Raw genomic sequence first — 17,453 nt, forward strand, 5'->3', positions numbered from 1 at the left:
ACCCCTTGGCGCGACGGCCTCGCCTCAACACTGCGAGAGGGTCCCGTGGCGCGACCTCAGATGATGACGCAGAAATATTGCAGTCAGGTTAAGCAACAGGATCACCAGCACCAGCAGCAGGGCCGTGGCGTAGATGAGCGGCATCGCCGCCTGCACATCGCCGCCATGGAAGGCCGCGTCGAAGATATGGTACCCCAAATGCATGAACTTCCTCTCAAGATGCAGGAAGGGGAAGTCGCCGTCCACCGGCACCTGGGGCGCCAGCTTGGCCACTCCCACCAGCATCAGCGGCGCCACCTCCCCCGCCGCCCGGGCCACGGCCAGGATCATCCCGGTCAGCATGGCCGGGGTGGCCATCGGCAGCACCACCCGGCTCAGCATCTCCAGTCGGGTCGCCCCCAGGGCCAGGGCGCCCTCCCGCTGGCGGTCGGGGATGCGCGCCAGCCCCTCCTCGGTGGCCACGATCACCACCGGCAGCGTCAGCAGTGCCAGGGTCAGCGAGGCCCACAACAGCCCCCCCGTGCCGAAGGTCGGCGAGGGCAGGGTGTCCGCGAAGAACCAGGCGTCCAGGCGCCCGCCGATGCCGTAGACGAAGACGCCGAGACCGAAGACGCCGTAGACGATGGACGGCACCCCGGCGAGGTTGCGCACCCCGATCCGGACCAGCCGGGTCAGCCGGCCCTGGTGGGCCACCTCATTGAGGTAGACCGCCGCCAGCACGCCGAAGGGCGTGACCAGCAGCGACATCACCATGACCAGCAGCACGGTGCCGAAGATCGCCGGCCAGACGCCCCCGGCGGTGTTGGCGGCCCGTGGGCCCTCGGACAGGAACCGCCAGGCTCCTCGGCCCCAGGCCCCCAGCTTGGCGAGCACGCCCATGGCATTGGGCCGGGTGGCCCTCAGCACCTCCTCGACGGGCTGCACGAGACGCCGCCCATCGGCGGTCGCGAGGATCAGCCGATCGCCGGCCATCGCCGCCCGTCGCTCTCGCAGCCGTGCCTGCAGGGCCTGCAGGGCATCGGTCGCCGCCGCATCCGCCTCCCCCGACTCGAGCCGCCGGACCAGGGGCGACAGGGTCTGCTCGCGCCAGCGTTCGAGGGCCTCGCGCTGCCGTTCCAGGGTCCCCAGGCGCGACTGCAGGGCCGACCAGGCCGCCTCGCCCTCGAGCCGAGGGCCCTGCTCGGGAACCCAGGCCACGAGCCGCCCCACCAGCTCCCCCCAGTGCCGGCGCTCCAGCGATACCAGCTCACGGGGATGGCTCACCGTCTCGATCGCGGCCACGGGCACCCAGGCCCAGATGTCGCCATCCAGCTCGCGATTGCCGGTGCGATAGAGTCGCTCCCGGCCCTCGCCATCGGGCAGCGGCACCTCCTTGACCTCGCGACCGGCCAGCTGACGGCCGTCCTCCAGGGTGACCAGGGCGATATCGCCCGGCCAGAAGTGCCCCAGGCCGCGGATCGCCAGCAATCCCAGCAGCAGTGCCAGCAGCGCGACCGACAGCGTCACGCTGCCGGCGGCCAGCCAGGCCCAGGGGCCTTCTCCCCTGGGGAGACGGGCCCGTCCTTGCCACCACCGGCTCACGGCGCCCCTCCCAGGCGCCGGTAGCGGCGCCGCAGGCGGGTACGCACGACCTCGGCCAGGGTGTTGACCAGGAAGGTGAAGGCGAAGAGCAGCAGTGCGGCCAGCAGCAGCAGGCGATAATGGGTGCCCCCCGGGGCGGCCTCGGGGAGCTCGATGGCGATGCTGGCGGCCAGGGAGCGGAGCCCGTCGAAGGGACTCGCCGTCATCAGGGCCGTGTTGCCGCTCGCCATCAGCACGATCATGGTCTCGCCCACGGCACGGCCCGCACCGATCATCACCGCCGAGAGGACGCCGGGGCTGGCGGCGGGCAGCACCACCCGCCACAGCGTCTGCCAGCGCGAGGCACCGAGGGCCTGGGCGCCGTCGGCGAGGCTCTTGGGCACGCCCGACAGGGCATCCTCGGCCAGGGCATAGATGCTCGGCATGACCGCGAAGCCCATGGCCATGCCGACGATGAGCGCGTTGCGGTTGGCATAGTCCAGGCCCAGGCTGGTCTCCAGCCAGGCGCGCAGATCCCCGTCGAACCACCAGGCCTCCAGCCAGGGCGCGAGCCACAGCGCCAGCGCCCAGAGCATTCCCATCCAGGGCAACAACCACAAGGCCGCCCAGCCCAACGGCAGATACTGCCGGAGCCTGGCGGGCAACCGTCCCCACAGGCCGCCGGCCAGCAGCAGGCCGGGGGGCAGCAGCATCACCAGGGTCAGACCGAACCCCAGATGCCGCTCCAGCCAGGGAGCCAGCACCAGGCCGGCGACGAAGCCGATGACCACGCCGGGCAGAGCCTCCATCAGCTCCAGCGTCGGCTTGAGATGGGCCCTCAGTCGGCGCGACATGAACAGCGCCGAGTGGGCCGCCGCCCCCAGGGCCAGGGGGACGGCGATGACCAGCGACCAGGCGGCGGCCTCCAGGGTGCGCGACGCCAGCGGCGCCATGCCGAAGCGAGGCCCCGGATCGCTGGCCGGCAGGGTGGGTTGCCAGCGATGGACGGGGGCCTCGAGCCCCGGATATTCCTGGGGCAGCCAGAGCACGCCGAGACTGACCTCCGCACCGCCGGCGGCCGACCAGAACAGCGGCACGACCTCCACGACCAGGAAGACTCCGATGGCCATCACCGCCGCGATCACGCCGATCCCCCCGGCGGTGATCAGCAGCGTGGCCAGTCGGTCGCGGCCCTGGCGCAGGCGATGTCTCAGCGGCGTGACGGCGGAAGGTTGGCTCATGGCGGCCCGGGTCGCGTGGGTGGATTAGCGCAAAAGTACGACATTGTCATGACAGCGGGGTGACAGCCTATCCGTCGTCGCGCCCCAGCCCCAGGCCCAGCCGGCGACGCTGACGGGTCACGACATCGGGCGGCAGGGACACGAAGCCGAGCTCCTCGACGATGGCCTGTCCCGCCTCCGACAGCACCAGTTCGACGAAGGCGCGCTCGGCGGGGGGCAGGGAGTCACCGGGCGCCAGGTTGAGGTAAAGGCGCAGGTCCCTGGCGAAAGGGTAGTCACCGCGCCGCACGGCGGCCGGGTCGGGTGCCTGTCGCCGTCCTCGCTCGTCACGCAACGGCACGGCACGCACGCTGGACGTCAAATGGTTGAGCCCGGCGTAGCCGATGGCGCGGGGATCGGCGGCCACCGCCGCCACCACGGCGGCCGATCCCGGATGCTCGTTGACCTCGGGACGGAAGCTGCCGCCGCACAGGGCCTCGCGTCGGAAGAGGCCATGGGTGCCGGACACGGCATTGCGCCCATGCAGCACGATGCGGCCGCGGGGCACCTGGAGCCCCAGCGGCTGCCAGCGCCGGATGCCCGCCTCGGCCCCGCAACGGTTGGTCTCCGAGAAGATGGCGTCGAGCTCGGACCGGGACAGGCTCGGCAGGGCGTTGTGCCGATGCACCACCACCACCAGCGCATCCCGGGCCACCAGCACCTCCCGGGGAGGGTAGCCGTAGCGTGCCTCGAAGGCCTCGCGCTCGGCCTCGGTCATGGGCCGGGACATGGGCCCCACCAGGGCGGTACCCGCGGTCAGCGCCGGTGGCGCGCTGGCCGAGCCGCTGGCCTGGAGCTGCACGCCTACCCCGGGATGCTCCCGGGCGAGACGCTCTCCCCAGCGCAGCATCAGACCCGCCATGGTGTCGGAGCCGACGGTGTCCAGGGTGCCGGCGGGGGGCTCGGCCGCCAGGGCGGCACAGCCCATGGCCAGGGACCACAGGCCGATCAGTAGCCGCCGGGGAAGGGCCAGTCTCATGCGGTCTCTCTCCAGACGCGCCCGAGGGGCGCCATAACGTGGCATGATGTCGCAAAACTGGTGGGAACGGGCCCTTGCCGTTTATCATGGCTCGCCGATTCAAGGGGCCCGTTTCGGCACACTCGCCGCCACCCCACAACAACAAGCCAGGCAAGCTGATTCCATGAGCGAACTCGACGATATCCCGTCACCCCGCGGCCAATTGACCCTGAAGCTGGTGGCCAGTCGCCAGGATACCAATTTTCACGGCGATATCCCCGCCGGCTGGCTGGTGTCCCATATGGACCAGGCCGCGGAGCTGGCCGCCGGGCGGGTCGCCCGGGGCCGCACCGCCACCGTGGCCATCGAGGCCATGGACTTCCTGTGCCCGGTACGGGTCGGCTCGACGGTCAACATCTTCACCGACGTCCGCGAGATCGGCCACAGCTCGATCAAGGTCGACGTGGAAGTCTGGAGCCGCGCTCCCCAGGAGCGTGATCCCCAGGAGCTGCACAAGGTCACGGAGGGCCGCTTCGTCATGGTCGCGCTGGACGAGAACGGCCGGATCCGGGCGGCGCGGCAGGGCGGCTGAGCGATCGCCCCGGCAACCGGGGCGATCGTGCCTCATCCCCTCAGGCGATCCCGGGCCTTGAGGTAGGCGAACTCCCCCACGTCGGTGAAGGAGCGGACCTTCTGCTGGAAGTCCCGATAGGCCGTGTAGATGCGACGCGAGGCCTCGTCGTTGTCCGCCTGGTTCTGGAGGACGGTCCGCGAGGACTCGTGCAGCGCGCTCATGACGTCGTCCGGGAAGGAGCGCAGCTTCACGCCGTGCTCGTCGACCAGGGTCTGCAGGGCCTCGGCGTTGCGGTAGGCGAACTCGCTGATCATCGCCAGGTTGGAGGCTCGGGCCGCCTCGCTCACCACCGCCTTGAGGTCGTCCGGCAGCGCCTTCCAGGCATCCAGGTTCACGGTGCCCTCGAGGATGGCGCTGGGCTCGTTCCACGCCGAGGTGTAGTAGTAGTCGGCGACCTGGTGCAGACCGAAGGCCAGGTCGTTGTAGGGCCCGACCCAGTCGGCGGCGTCGAGCACCCCCGTCTGCATGGCGGTGAAGATCTCGCTGCCCGGGATGGTCAGGGTGGTCACGCCGATCCCGTTCATCGCCTCGCCGGCCAGGCCCGGAAGGCGCAGCTTGAGTCCCTGCATGTCCGCGAGCGAGCCGATCTCCTTCTTGAACCAACCGCCCATCTGGGTACCGGTATTGCCCACCGCGAAGGGCTTGAGGTTGTGCTCGGCATAGAGCTCGTCCCACAGCGCCTGACCGCCGCCGTAGTAGAGCCAGGCGTTGGTCTCGGTAGTGGTCATGCCGAAGGGCACGGCGGTGAAGTACTGGGCCGCGGCGACCTTGCCCCGCCAGTAGTAGGAGGCGGAATGCCCCATCTCGGCGGTCCCGGAGGCCACCGCATCGAACACCTCCAGGGCCGGCACCAGCTCGCCGGCGCCGTGGACCCGGACGCGCATGCGCCCGCCGGACATGCGCTCGATGCGCTCGGCGAAGTCGTTGGCCCCGGTCCCCAGGGCCGGGAAGTTCTTCGGCCAGGACGTCACCATGTTCCAGGTGATGGTCTCCTGGGCGGAGGCGGTGTTGACGAAGGGGGCGGCGATGGCGCCGGCGGTGCCGGCACCCAGGGTCTTGAGGAAGTTGCGACGCTCCATGACGAGGGCGGCTCCTTGGTGATTATTGTGCAGGGTGCCGGTCGGCACCGGTGTCCGGTCAGGCAGTATGCGGGAAGGACGATTTGACCGGCAAGCGCACCAAGGTGGCATAACCCGCCGGAATCCCGGCGGTATTCGTCGCTCACAAGGGGGTCAGCTTGGCGAAGCCCAGCACCAGCCACTTGTCGCCCTCGCCCTCGAAACTGACCTGGACCCGCGCCCGCTCGCCTTCGCCCTCGGCATTGAGGATCACGCCCTCGCCGAACACCGGATGGCGAACCCGCTGGCCCAGGCTGAGCGACGGCAGCTCGTCGCCGCCGTTGACGCCTTCCTGGCGGAGGCCGGGAACGGGGCGCGAGGCGGTGACCGGGCGCGATACCTGGCCGCGTAGCCGCACCTCCTCGAGGAATTCCTCGGGCAATTCGCGCAGGAAGCGCGACGGGCGCTGGAAGGTCTCCTTGCCGTGCAGGCGGCGCAGCTCCGCATGGGTCAGATACAGCTTCTTCATCGCCCGGGTCAGGCCCACGTAGCACAGCCGGCGCTCCTCCTCGAGACGCCCCGGCTCTTCCAGGGACATCCGGTGGGGGAAGAGTCCCTCCTCGACGCCGGCGACGAAGACCACGGGAAACTCCAGGCCCTTGGCCGAGTGGAGGGTCATCAGCTGCACGCTGTCCTCGAACTCGTCGGCCTCGTGCTCGCCGGCGTTGAGCGCCGCCTCGGCGAGGAAGCCCTCCAGGGCGGCCATGCCCTCACCGGCCTCCACCGGCGCCAGGGCCTCGCCCTGGGTGAAGGCCTTGGCCGCGGTGACCAGCTCCTCGAGGTTCTCGACCCGGGCCTGGCCCTTCTCGCCCTTCTCGTTGCGATGGTGCTCGACCAGGCCGGAGCGCTCGATGACATGGTCGATGATCTCGTGGAGCGCCAGCCCCGAGGTCTCGTCATCGAGGCGCTCGATCAGGTCGGCGAAGGCCTTCACCGAGCCGACGGCCCGCCCCTTGAGCATGCCGTCCAGCTGGGCGTCGTGCAGCGCCTGCCAGAGGGAGATCCCGGCATGCCGCGCCCGCTCGCGCAGTACCTCGACGGTGCGGGTCCCGATGCCCCGGGCCGGGACATTGATCACCCGCTCCAGGGAGGCATCGTCGTCACGGTTGAGCAGCAGTCGCAGGTAGGCCAGGGCGTTCTTGATCTCCAGGCGCTCGTAGAAACGCTGGCCGCCGTAGATGCGATAGGGCACCCCCTGGCGGATCAGGGTCTCCTCGATGACCCGGGACTGGGCGTTGGACCGGTAGAGGATGGCGATCTCGCGCCGGTTGGTGCCCTCCTCGACCTTCTCGCGGATGGTATCGACGATGAAGCGCGCCTCGTCCAGGTCGTTGAAGCCGCTGTAGACGGAGATCGGCTCGCCCCGGTCGCCGGCGGTCCACAGCTCCTTGCCCATGCGCTCGGCGTTGTGGCGGATCAGGGCATTGGCGGCATCGAGGATGGCGCTGGTGGAGCGATAGTTCTGCTCCAGGCGCACCGTCCTGGTGGACGGGAACTCCTGCTCGAAGCGGCGAATGTTCTCGACCCGAGCGCCGCGCCAGCCGTAGATCGACTGGTCGTCGTCGCCGACCACGGTCATCGGCGTCTTCATGCCGGTGAGCAGCTTCAACCAGGCGTACTGCAGGGTGTTGGTGTCCTGGAACTCGTCGACCAGCACATGGCCGAAGCGCTCCTGGTAATGGGCCAGCAGCGGCGGGTTGTCACGCAGCAGCTCGAGGCTCCGCAGCAGCAGCTCGCCGAAGTCCACCAGGCCGCCGCGCTCGCAGGTCAGCTGGTAGCGCTCGTAGAGGTCGACCATCTGGCTCAGGTAGGCGTCGCCGTGGGCATCCACCTGGTGGGGCCGCAGGCCCTCCTCCTTGCAGCCCGAGATGAAGGACTGCACCTGGCGCGGCGGGAAGCGCTCGTCGTCGACGCCGTGATCCTTCAGCAAGCGCTTGACCAGCCTGAGCTGATCATCGCTGTCGATGATCTGGAAGTGCTGGGGCAGACGGGCGTCCTGCCAGTGGGTACGCAGCAGGCGATGGGCGATGGAATGGAAGGTGCCGACCCAGACATGGCGCAGCGAGATGCCCAGCAGGGCCTCCAGGCGGGTGCGCATCTCCCGGGCCGCCTTGTTGGTGAAGGTCACCGCCAGCACCGCATAGGGCGACAGGCCCTCGGCCTGCATCAGCCAGGCGATACGATGCACCAGCACCCGGGTCTTGCCCGAGCCGGCACCGGCCAGCACCAGCATGTTGCCCTGAGGGGCGCTCACGGCCTCGCGCTGGGCCGGATTCATGTGGTCGAGAATCGCCGTGACGTCGTCCATAGCGGGAAGGCATCGCTGCTCGGAAAATGGGCGAACAGCTTACCATATCCGCCCGCGCGGACGCGGGGCGAGCTGGAAGCTGGAAAACAACCTGCTCCTCTGCCCTATTGGGTCAAGGGTTTTCTTCCAGCTTCAAGCTTAAGGCTTCCAGCTCCGGGCGAAGCCCGGCTCAGGGCTACTCCGGCTCCGGGAAACGCAGCGGATTGAGGCTCTTCTTCACCGCCTTGAGCTGCTCGGCCAGCTTGGGCCCCCGGGTCTTGGCCACCCCCACCGCCAGCACGTCGATGAGCACCAGATGGGCGATCCGCGAGCTCATCGGGGTGTAGATCTCGGTGTCCTCGTGGACGTCGATGTACAGCGGCAGGGTCACCTCCTCCGCCAGCGGCGAACCGCTGGGACACAGGCCGATCACCGTGGCGCCGGCCTCCCGCGCCAGGCGCACGCTGGCCACCAGGGCACGGGTGCGGCCGGTCTGGGAGATCGCCACCACCACGTCGCCCTCCTTGAGGGTCACCGCGGACATGTTCTGCATGTGGGGATCGGCATAGGCCGCGGTGGAGATCTGCAGGCGGAAGAACTTGTGCTGGGCATCGAAGGCCACCGCCCCCGAGGCGCCGAACCCGTAGAACTCCACGCGATTGGCCATGGCCAGGGCGTTGATGGCCCGGCTCAACGCTTCGTTGTCCAGGCGGTCGCGGACCGACAGCAGGGTGCCGACCGTGGAATCGAAGATGCTCTGGGAGAATTCCGCCACCGAGTCGCTGTCGTTCATCGAGAACTGGGCGAACTGGCTGCCGGTGGCCAGCATCTGTGCCAGCTTGAGCTTGAAGTCCTGGAAGCCGTTGCAGCCCAGGGCCCGGCAGAAGCGCACCACCGTGGGCTCGCTGACCTTGGCCTCGGTGGCCAGGTCGACGATGCGCATGTGGATAACTTCCTCTGGATTGCGCAGCACGAAACGCGCCACCTTCTGCTCGGAGCGGCGGAAGTGCTCCATGCGGCGTCTCATTTCATCGAACAGGCCAAGGCTCACGGGGCACTCCTTGTGGAACATCGGGATTCTTCCTGAACAGTATGCCCCAAACGCGGACGGTATGGGCACTCCGGGCCCGCCGAGGCGTTGGCGCCCCGATATTCATCATTCTGTCAAGTGGGGTATAGTAAGAATTGCAGTGTCGCGCAGCGTCATCGATGCCGGCACCTTCACTGCAGACAGGAGAGTCGATCATGCGCAATGTCGAACGGTTAACCTCCGTCAAGAGCGAACTTCTCGACATCTTCATGAGCATGGAAGTCGCCGAACACGAACAACGCACCCGTACCGCGGCGCAGCGCAACCTGCGCGCCCGCCGCGGCATCGAGCTTCACGAGGAATTCAAGCGCCTCAGCCAGGACATCGCCGACCTGCCGGAGGACGACGACGACGAGATGCACTAGGCCAGACGCGACGAGCCCCGCACGGGGCGGGGCTCGCAAGGGCAAGGTGGCCGGCCTGGCTTACAGGCTGGAGATGAACACCACGGCCACGCCGATGGGCGCGATGAAGCGGGTCACGGCGTGCCAGAGGGTCTCGCCGGCGCCGGAGAGACCCAGCTCCTTGGCCACCGCATGGCGATCCAGCTGCCAGGCGGTGAACAGGATCACCCCCAGACCGGTCAGCGGCAGCATGAACTTGCTGGTCAGCTTGTCCAGCAGGTCGAAGACGTTCAGGCCGAACAGCACCGGGTCGCTCCACAGGTTGAACGACAGCAGCGCCGCGATGCCCAGCGCCCAGGCGGCGATCCCCGCCACCAGGGTGGACGCCACCCGAGACAGCGGGGTGCGCTCCTCGACGAACTCCACCACCGGCTCCAGCAGCGAGATGGCCGAGGTCAGGGCGGCGAAGGTCAGCAGCAGGAAGAACATCAGCCCCAGGACGATGCCCGCCCCCATGTTGCCGAAGGCCAGCGGCAGGGTCACGAAGATCAGCCCCGGGCCGGACGCCAGGTCGAGACCGTTGGCGAAGACGATCGGGAAGATCGCCAGGCCGGCGCCCAGGGCGATCACGGTGTCCATGATCACCACGGTGCGGGCGGTCTTGAGCAGGTTGACCTCCTCGCCCAGGTAGGAGCCATAGGCCATCATGATGCCCATGCCCAGGGACAGGGTGAAGAAGGCATGGCCCAGGGCCGCCAGCACGGTCTCGCCGGACAGGGCGCTCCAGTTCGGGTTGAACAGGTAGGCCAGGGCCTCGCCGAAGTGGCCGGTAGTCATCCCGTAGCCGACCAGCACCACCATCAGGATACCCAGCGCCGGCATCAGGGTGCGCACGGCGCCCTCGAGGCCCTTGGTGACGCCGCGGGCCACGATCCCGATGACCAGCAGCATGAACACCGAGTGACCGGCCAGCAGCAGGCCGGGACTCGCCAGCATGGCGTTGAACAGCTCACCGATGCCGTCGGCATCCTGCCCGCTGAAGGCGCCGGTGACCGAGTTCAGAGTGTAATACAGCGACCAGCCGCCGATGACGCTGTAGAAGGACAGGATCAGGAAGGCGCCGAGGATGCCGCTGACGCCGACCAGCATCCAGGCCTTGGGCTTGCCCGCCGCCTTGGCCAGGTCGGCCATGGCGTTGGCGGGGTTGTTCTGGCCGCGGCGGCCGATGAGCCATTCCGCCACCAGGATCGGCAGGCCGATCAGCGCGATGCACAACAGGTAGACCAGCACGAAGGCCGCGCCCCCGCTCTCGCCCACCATGTAGGGAAACTTCCAGATATTGCCCAGGCCGACCGCGGAGCCCGTCGCCGCGAGGATGAAGGCCAGCCGTGAGGACCAGTGCGCGTGTTGGTGTTGCTTGATGGACATATTTCACCCTGAAGATACGTGTCGCCACCGATCGATCGGATGCGATGACGGGGTTGTGGTTGTAGTCGCCACGTCCGCGGCGTCCCGGATCGCGGGAAACCGCATTCAAGGGCATAACGCATGCCAAGCAGGATCGCTGCCGAGGCAACGCTCCCGCCGCCTGGCGGCGGGAACCTCTGGGGGAATATGACGGGAATCACGCGGGATAGGCGCAGATTTCCACAATATTCCATGGCAAGTGACGATCGAGCCGTAAAAATATCCGATCATACGCTTGGTGGCCAGCCATGGCGCGAAAACCTTGGCCCGGCCATGACAGCGATCAGAACAACGACACCTGCCGCTCGCCGGGGAAAGGGGGCAAGCCGGGGAGGCCGGCGCGCTCGGCGACCGCGCCATAGAGCCGACGCGCCAACTCGGGAGCACGGCGGTTATCCGCCGTATGCACAAAGAGGAAAGGGGTTTTCCCCTGTTTTATCCACAGAGCGAGACGCTCGATCCAGGGCCGGAAATAGCCGAGATTGGTCGCCTCGTCAACATGGCCGATGAAGCGGATGACCGGAAAATCTCCCGTGGAAATCACGTGTAGCGGGCGTTTCGGCTTCTCGGCCTGGGCCTGCCGCATGCCCGCATGGTCGCCGGCAGGCGTGGAGTACAGCGGGCGGACATCGAGCAGGACCCGGTTCGCGCCATGAGTTATCAACAACCTGTTGAGCCCTCTCTCGACCTCACCCTTGTGGAAAAAATCGCTGTGACGCACTTCCACGGCGCAGGGCAGACCCCGAGGCCAGCGGGTCAGCAGCGCCTCGAGACGAGGCAGGGCCTCGGCCCCGAAGTCCCGGGGCAACTGGACCATCAGTGGCCCCAGCCGATCCTCCAGCGGCTCGAGGGCCGCCAGGAAGGCCTCGAGATCGGCCTCGATGCCGGCCAGACGCCTGTCGTGGGTGAGCGAGGCGGGGAGCTTGAAGCAGAAACGAAAGCCCGGCGGTGCCTGGCGCGCCCAGGCCGCCACCGTCTCGGGCCGGGGGGCGCCGCTGTAGAAGGTGGTGTTGCCTTCCACCGCGGAGAAGACCCGGGCATAGTCGCCCAGCTGCCCCGCCTGGCCGCCGTGGGGCGGATAGAGGCCGCCGCGCCAGTCGGGGTTGGCCCACATGGGCAGCCCCAGGTACAGGCGCGGCGGGGGGCCTCCCGACGATGCATCGCCGGACGCAGGGACGGGCCTCACTCCACGGTCACGGACTTGGCCAGGTTACGGGGCTGATCCACGTCGGTGCCCTTGAGGACGGCAACATGGTAGGCCAGCAGCTGGAGCGGCACCGTGTAGAGGATGGGCGCCAGGGCGTCCTCGACATGGGGCAGGCGCAGTACCCGGACCCCCTCGCCATCCGCCAGGGCGACCTGCTCGTCGGCGAAGACGAAGAGTTCGCCGCCCCGGGCCCTGACCTCCTGGAGGTTGGACTTGAGCTTCTCGAGCAGCTCGTCGTTCGGCGCCACCGCGATCACCGGCATCTCGCCGTCCACCAGCGCCAGGGGGCCATGCTTGAGCTCCCCGGCCGGATAGGCCTCGGCGTGGATGTAGGAGATCTCCTTGAGCTTGAGGGCCCCCTCCAGGGCCACCGGGAAGTGGGCGCCACGGCCCAGGAAGAGGGCGTGGTACTTCTCGGCGAAGGCGGCGGAAAGCGCCTCGATAGCCGGGTCCAGCGCCAGCACCCTGGCCACCTGCCCGGGGAGGCGACGCAAGGCCTCGACCAGGGTGGCCTGCTCGTCGGCGTCCTGGCCGCGGACGCGGCCGAGCGCCAGGGTCAGCAGCGTCAGGGCGACCAGCTGGGTAGTGAACGCCTTGGTGGAGGCCACGCCGATCTCCGGCCCAGCCTGGGTCATCAGCGTCAGGTCGGACTCGCGCACCAGCGAACTGCCCGGCACGTTGCAGATCGCCAGGCTCCCCAGGTAGCCGAGTTCCTTGGCGAAACGCAGCGCCGCCAGGGTGTCGGCGGTCTCCCCCGACTGGGAAAGGGTGACGAAGAGGGTGTCCTCGGGGACCACCACCCGACGGTAGCGATACTCCGAGGCCACCTCCACCTGGACGGGGACGCCGGCGTAGCGCTCCAGCCAGTAGCGGGCCACCATGCCGGCATGATAGCTGGTGCCGCAGGCCACCAGGTGGATCTGCTTGACCCGGGCGAACAACGCCTCGGCGTCGGGTCCGAAGCTCTCGACCAGCACGCTGCGCTCGCCCAGCCGCCCTTCCAGGGCCGCGGCGATGACCGCCGGTTGCTCGTGGATCTCCTTGAGCATGAAGTGACGGTAGTCGCCCTTGCTGGCGGCCCCGTCACCGTGCTCGAAGGTCTGCACCGGGCGCTCCACCGCCGTCCCGGCGGCATCCAACACCTCGACTCGCCCGCCGGGGGAAAGCCGCACCACGTCGCCTTCCTCCAGGTAGATGAAGCGATCGGTGACCTGCAACAGCGCCAGCGGGTCGGAGGCCAGGAAGGCCTCCTCGATGCCCACCCCCACCACCAGGGGGCTGCCCTTGCGGGCCCCGATCACCACGTCCGGCTCGTCGGCGTGGATCACCCCCAGGGCATAGGCGCCGTCGAGGCGCGCCAGCACTCGCCGGACCGCTTGCAGCAGGTCACCCTCCCGGGCCTCCCGCTCGATCAGGTGGGCGATCACCTCGGTATCGGTCTCGGAGGCGAAGCCGTAACCCGCGGCCTCGAGCTCGCCCCGCAGGATCTCGTGATTCTCGATGATGCCGTTGTGCACCACCGCCAGGCGGTCGCCGGACTGGTGGGGGTGGGCGTTCTCCTCGCTGGGCCGGCCATGGGTGGCCCAGCGGGTATGGGCGATGCCGCTGTGCCCGGCCAGGGGAAACTCGGCGAGCCTGGCCTCCAGGGCCGCCACCTTGCCCAGGGCGCGGCGGCGCGAGAGGCGGCCATCCCGGCCGAGGACGGCGAGCCCCGCGGAGTCGTAGCCGCGGTATTCCAGCCGCTTGAGCCCCTCGAGGAGGATGCCCTGGACGTTGCGTTGGGCGACGGCGCCGACGATGCCACACATAGCTTGCTCCTTAGAGGTCGTTCTTCTTGACGGGTCGCTGCCAGTCTTCCTTGCTGATCAGGCGGGCCCGGCTCACCGCCAGGGCATTGTCCGCCACGTCCCGGGTCAGGGTGGACCCCGCGCCCACGGTGGCGCCCTTGCCCACGCTGATCGGCGCCACCAGGGCGGTGTTGGAGCCGATGAAGGCGCCGTCGCCGATCTCGGTGCGATGCTTGTTGGCCCCATCGTAGTTGCAGGTGATGGTGCCGGCCCCCACGTTGACGTCGCGCCCCAGGCGGGCGTCGCCCACGTAGCTCAGGTGGTTGATCTTGCTGCCCTCGCCCACCTCGGCGTTCTTGGTCTCGACGAAGTTGCCCACCTTGGCGCCCACCGCCAGGCGGGAACCGGGCCGCAGCCGGGCGAAGGGGCCGATGCGGTTGTGGCCGGCGACCACGGCTCCCTCGATCACGCTGTGGGGCTCGATCACCGTCTCGGCGCCGATGTGGCTGTCGCGAATCACGCAATGGGGACCGATGCGCACCCCTTCGCCCAGCTCGACGTCGCCTTCGAAGACACAGCCCACGTCGATCTCCACGTCGTGGCCGCAGGTCAGGGTGCCGCGCACATCGAGGCGCTCGGGATCCAGCAGGGCCACGCCCTTGGCCATCAGCGCCTCGGCGATATCGCGCTGGTGGGCGCGCTCCAGGCGGGCCATCTGAGCCCGGTTGTTGACGCCCTCGACCTCCAGCGGCCGGGTCGGCTGGGCGGTGGCGATCCTCACGCCCTCGGCGGCGGCCATGGCGATGACGTCGGTCAGGTAGTACTCGCCCTGGGCGTTGTCGGCGGAGAGACGCGGCAGCCAGCGACGCAGCTGGCGGGCGGTCATGGCCATGATGCCGGTGTTGCATTCGCGCACGGCGCGTTCGGCCTCGGAGGCATCCTTGTGCTCGACGATGGCCACCGCTTCGCCGGCCTCGTCGCGGAGGATGCGGCCATAGCCGGTAGGGTCCTCCAGGGTCACGGTAAGCAGGCCCAGGTGCCGCTCGTCGACCCGGTCGAGCAGGTCTCGCAGGGTCTCGCGACGGATCAGGGGCACGTCGCCGTAGAGGACCAGCACCTTGCCCTCGCCCAGGGCATCCAGGGTCTGGGCCACGGCATGACCGGTGCCCTTCTGCTCCGCCTGGAGGGCGAAGCGCACCCGGCAGTCGGCCAGCGCCTCGCGGACCTGCTCGGCGCCGTGTCCCACCACCACGTGGGTTCGCTCGGCCTCCAGTCCGGCGGCGGTATCGATCACGTGGCGAACCATGGGCTTGCCGGCCAGCCGGTGCAGCACCTTGGGCCGCGTCGAACGCATCCGGGTGCCCTGCCCGGCCGCCAGTATCACCACGTCGAGGCTCATCGTGACTCCTTGTCCATCTATCGGGGGAATTCGGCTCATTCTAGTGCGTTCGGGGTGTCGGCATCCATGTCCCCGCCTGCCCGGTCGACAAGCCGTGCCCCGTCGACCACCTCGACGCCCATGGCCTGCAGCGTCTCGCGCCCGAAACGCTCGGCGAAGGCCGGACTGGCCAGGCTCACCCAGTCATCGCCCTCACGCACCAGCATCAGGATGGCGAGGCCCTGCTGGCGTGCCACGGCCATGCCCTCGTCCTCGCCGAGCACCGACATGGCCGTGGCCCAGGCGTCGGCACGGGCGTTGGAGGGATGGACCACGGTCACCGAGGCCAGGCGATGGCGGATGGGGCGCCCGGTGCGCGGATCGATGGTATGGGAGTAGCGGCGACCGTCCGCCTCGAAGTAGTTGCGATAGTCGCCGGAGGTGGCCACCGAGGCATCCTCCAGGGGCAGCACGTGCCGGGCCTGGGGCCGGCCGTCCTGAGGCACCTCGACGCCGATGCGCCAGGGCTCGGCCTCGCCGTCGCGGAACCCCGCGACCTTGAGCTCGCCGCCGATATTGACCAGGTAGTCCTCCAGCCCCTGCTGCGCCAGATAGGCCGCCACCCGGTCGGTGGCATGGCCCTTGGCCACGCCGGACAGGTCGACGAAGACATCGCGCAGCCGCCGCGCCCGCCGCTCGTCCACCTCCAGTTCCAGGGTCTCCATGCCCACCTCGGCGAGCCGCGCCTCGATCAGCGCCTCCTCGGGCACTTCCCGCGGGCGCGCCTCGGGGCCGAAGCTCCACAGGTTGACCAGCCCCCCCACGGTGACGTCGAAGGCCCCGTCGCTGGCCTCGGCGACCGACCGGGCGATGGCCAGCACCTCGATCAGCGGCTTGGACAGGGTCTGCCACTCCCCGACCGGGGCCCGGTTGAAGGCCACCAGTTCGGCGTCGTCGCGATAGGTCGACATGGCGGCATCGACGGCCTCCAGTTCGGCGAGGATGCCGTCCTCGAGCGCATCGCGTCGCTCGGCGGTGATCGGCTCGGCCAGGGTCACCTGGTAATAGGTGCCGAAGATGTCGCCCTCGAGGGTGACCGGCGTCTCCAGCGTGCGCTCCGAACAGCCGGCCAGCAGGACGACCAGCAGCAGCGTCAGGAAGGCAAGGCGATAGTTAAGGAGTGACATAAGGGCTCCAACAACAAAAGACCGAAGGATGCGCTGATTTATGTCGCGAGCGACGAGAGGCGGGAACGCCTAGTTTGGTTGTCGCCGGAGCGCAGAACCGAGCGAAGCGACAAAAATCCGGAGGATGGCCCCGAAGGGGAGAGGAACCGAAGGTTCCGAGTCAACCGGAATGTAGCCTGCTACATGAGGATTCCGATGGTCCGACACCTCGGCACCGCCGACGGCCAGGATCGCTAGGTTCGTTCCCGACGAACCAACGCACTTCCCACATCCTTGTGGGTCGTCGAGCGCAGCAATAAATCAGTGCTTCCTCAGCCGAATAGCCAGATCAGGGCAACTCCCAGGATCAGCCGATAGACCACGAAGGGCTGCATGCCGATCCGCCGGATGAACACCAGGAAGAAATGGATACACAGGTAGGCGCTGATTCCCGACAGCAGGGTGCCCATCGCCAGGTCGGCCCAGGCCACCGGGGTCGATGCCTCCAGCAGCTCCAGGGTCTCCAGCCCCCCAGCCAGCACGATCACCGGGATCGACAGCAGGAAGGAGAAGCGCGCCGAGGCTTCCCGGGAGAGCCCCAGCAACAGCGCCGCCGTCATGGTGATCCCGGAGCGGGAGGTTCCGGGAATCAGCGCCAGGGCCTGAGCCAGGCCGATGCCCAGGGCATCCCGCCAGTGCATCCGGTATTCGCTGCGGGTGCCGCGATGCCGCCAGTCGGCATAGCCCAGCAGCAGGCCGAAGCCGATCAGGCCGCCGGCCAGCACCAGCGGCGAGCGCATCACCACCTCGATGGCATCCTTGAAGGCCAGCCCCACCAGGCCCACCGGGATGGTCGCGAGGATCACCCACCAGGCCAGGCGGGCATCCTCGTCGGTGCCCCGGCCCGCGACGCTACGGCCCCAACTGGCCGTCATGGCGGCGAGCTCCCGACGGAAGTAGAGCACCACCGCGATCAGGCTGCCCAGGTGCAGGGCCACATCGAAGGCCAGGCCCTGGTCGGGCCAGTCGGTCAGCACCGGCACCAGGATCAGATGGGCGGAGCTGGAGATCGGCAGGAACTCGGTCAATCCCTGGACGATGGAGAGTAGGACGATCTGTAACCAATCCATGGAGCGTCTCGGTCGAGCGGTCGGGGCGGCGATGACGGCCGATGGGA

At 68.8% G+C, this 17,453-nt stretch carries 14 protein-coding genes; 2 read left to right on the top strand and 12 right to left on the bottom strand.

Annotated features, from left to right (window positions below):
• Positions 1 to 24: 24 nt before the first annotated feature.
• The 3 genes from pstA to BEI_RS18590 form a co-directional block, all read right to left on the bottom strand.
• Complete coding sequence (pstA, locus tag BEI_RS18580) at positions 25 to 1,581, bottom strand: phosphate ABC transporter permease PstA (RefSeq protein ID WP_097790894.1); 1,557 nt, start codon at positions 1,579 to 1,581, stop codon at positions 25 to 27.
• Entirely contained in the window at positions 1,578 to 2,801 is a 1,224-nt protein-coding gene (locus BEI_RS18585; RefSeq protein WP_097790895.1) for an ABC transporter permease subunit, read from the bottom strand. Before BEI_RS18585 ends, pstA begins: the two co-directional genes overlap by 4 nt.
• Positions 2,802 to 2,868: 67 nt before the next feature.
• Complete coding sequence (locus BEI_RS18590; RefSeq protein ID WP_097790896.1) at positions 2,869 to 3,819, bottom strand: PstS family phosphate ABC transporter substrate-binding protein; 951 nt, start codon at positions 3,817 to 3,819, stop codon at positions 2,869 to 2,871.
• 163 nt (positions 3,820 to 3,982) lie between these two features.
• On the opposite strand from BEI_RS18590, the gene BEI_RS18595 reads away from it, so the two are divergent.
• Positions 3,983 to 4,390, top strand: coding sequence for an acyl-CoA thioesterase (locus BEI_RS18595; protein WP_097790897.1), 408 nt, complete (start codon positions 3,983 to 3,985; stop codon positions 4,388 to 4,390).
• A gap of 32 nt (positions 4,391 to 4,422) precedes the next feature.
• Here the strand turns inward: BEI_RS18595 and BEI_RS18600 are convergent, their stop codons facing one another.
• The 3 genes from BEI_RS18600 to hexR all read right to left on the bottom strand — a co-directional run bounded on the left by BEI_RS18600 (position 4,423) and on the right by hexR (position 8,888).
• A complete protein-coding gene (locus tag BEI_RS18600; protein ID WP_097790898.1) occupies positions 4,423 to 5,511 on the bottom strand; it encodes a TRAP transporter substrate-binding protein in 1,089 nt (362 codons plus the stop codon).
• A gap of 142 nt (positions 5,512 to 5,653) precedes the next feature.
• A complete protein-coding gene (gene uvrD / locus BEI_RS18605) occupies positions 5,654 to 7,858 on the bottom strand; it encodes a DNA helicase II (protein ID WP_097790899.1) in 2,205 nt (734 codons plus the stop codon).
• 175 nt (positions 7,859 to 8,033) lie between these two features.
• Complete coding sequence (hexR, locus tag BEI_RS18610) at positions 8,034 to 8,888, bottom strand: transcriptional regulator HexR (protein WP_097791158.1); 855 nt, start codon at positions 8,886 to 8,888, stop codon at positions 8,034 to 8,036.
• Positions 8,889 to 9,082: 194 nt separating this feature from the next.
• Between hexR and BEI_RS18615 the strand changes: the two genes are divergently transcribed.
• A complete protein-coding gene (locus BEI_RS18615) occupies positions 9,083 to 9,292 on the top strand; it encodes a PA3496 family putative envelope integrity protein (RefSeq protein WP_097790900.1) in 210 nt (69 codons plus the stop codon).
• Positions 9,293 to 9,352: 60 nt separating this feature from the next.
• Here the strand turns inward: BEI_RS18615 and BEI_RS18620 are convergent, their stop codons facing one another.
• The 6 genes from BEI_RS18620 to BEI_RS18645 form a co-directional block, all read right to left on the bottom strand.
• Positions 9,353 to 10,699, bottom strand: coding sequence for a sodium-dependent transporter (locus BEI_RS18620; RefSeq protein ID WP_097790901.1), 1,347 nt, complete (start codon positions 10,697 to 10,699; stop codon positions 9,353 to 9,355).
• A gap of 322 nt (positions 10,700 to 11,021) precedes the next feature.
• Positions 11,022 to 11,852, bottom strand: coding sequence for a DUF72 domain-containing protein (locus BEI_RS18625; protein WP_097790902.1), 831 nt, complete (start codon positions 11,850 to 11,852; stop codon positions 11,022 to 11,024).
• A 68-nt stretch (positions 11,853 to 11,920) separates the two neighbouring features.
• Positions 11,921 to 13,753: a glutamine--fructose-6-phosphate transaminase (isomerizing) gene (glmS, locus tag BEI_RS18630; protein ID WP_097790903.1), complete on the bottom strand. Its 1,833-nt coding sequence runs from the start codon at positions 13,751 to 13,753 to the stop codon at positions 11,921 to 11,923.
• A gap of 10 nt (positions 13,754 to 13,763) precedes the next feature.
• The gene (gene glmU, locus BEI_RS18635) at positions 13,764 to 15,131 is read right to left on the bottom strand and encodes a bifunctional UDP-N-acetylglucosamine diphosphorylase/glucosamine-1-phosphate N-acetyltransferase GlmU (RefSeq protein WP_097790904.1); all 1,368 of its coding nucleotides are present in this window, start codon (positions 15,129 to 15,131) and stop codon (positions 13,764 to 13,766) included.
• Positions 15,132 to 15,166: 35 nt separating this feature from the next.
• Positions 15,167 to 16,297 carry an FAD:protein FMN transferase gene (locus tag BEI_RS18640; protein ID WP_097790905.1) on the bottom strand — a complete coding sequence of 377 codons (1,131 nt, stop codon included), beginning with the start codon at positions 16,295 to 16,297 and terminating at the stop codon, positions 15,167 to 15,169.
• Between the two features lie 311 nt (positions 16,298 to 16,608).
• The gene (locus BEI_RS18645) at positions 16,609 to 17,406 is read right to left on the bottom strand and encodes an undecaprenyl-diphosphate phosphatase (RefSeq protein ID WP_097790906.1); all 798 of its coding nucleotides are present in this window, start codon (positions 17,404 to 17,406) and stop codon (positions 16,609 to 16,611) included.
• Positions 17,407 to 17,453 lie beyond the last annotated feature (47 nt).

The organism is Halomonas beimenensis (assembly GCF_002549795.1).
Taxonomy (GTDB): Bacteria; Pseudomonadota; Gammaproteobacteria; order Pseudomonadales; family Halomonadaceae; genus Halomonas; species Halomonas beimenensis.

Coding starts and splice junctions, on each gene's coding strand:
- BEI_RS18585 (WP_097790895.1), bottom strand. CDS start 2,801: ATGAGCCAACCTTCCGCCGTCACGCCGCTGAGACATCGCCTGCGCCAG.
- BEI_RS18590 (WP_097790896.1), bottom strand. CDS start 3,819: ATGAGACTGGCCCTTCCCCGGCGGCTACTGATCGGCCTGTGGTCCCTG.
- BEI_RS18595 (WP_097790897.1), top strand. CDS start 3,983: ATGAGCGAACTCGACGATATCCCGTCACCCCGCGGCCAATTGACCCTG.
- BEI_RS18600 (WP_097790898.1), bottom strand. CDS start 5,511: ATGGAGCGTCGCAACTTCCTCAAGACCCTGGGTGCCGGCACCGCCGGC.
- uvrD (WP_097790899.1), bottom strand. CDS start 7,858: ATGGACGACGTCACGGCGATTCTCGACCACATGAATCCGGCCCAGCGC.
- BEI_RS18615 (WP_097790900.1), top strand. CDS start 9,083: ATGCGCAATGTCGAACGGTTAACCTCCGTCAAGAGCGAACTTCTCGAC.
- BEI_RS18620 (WP_097790901.1), bottom strand. CDS start 10,699: ATGTCCATCAAGCAACACCAACACGCGCACTGGTCCTCACGGCTGGCC.
- BEI_RS18625 (WP_097790902.1), bottom strand. CDS start 11,852: ATGTGGGCCAACCCCGACTGGCGCGGCGGCCTCTATCCGCCCCACGGC.
- glmS (WP_097790903.1), bottom strand. CDS start 13,753: ATGTGTGGCATCGTCGGCGCCGTCGCCCAACGCAACGTCCAGGGCATC.
- glmU (WP_097790904.1), bottom strand. CDS start 15,131: ATGAGCCTCGACGTGGTGATACTGGCGGCCGGGCAGGGCACCCGGATG.
- BEI_RS18640 (WP_097790905.1), bottom strand. CDS start 16,297: ATGTCACTCCTTAACTATCGCCTTGCCTTCCTGACGCTGCTGCTGGTC.
- BEI_RS18645 (WP_097790906.1), bottom strand. CDS start 17,406: ATGGATTGGTTACAGATCGTCCTACTCTCCATCGTCCAGGGATTGACC.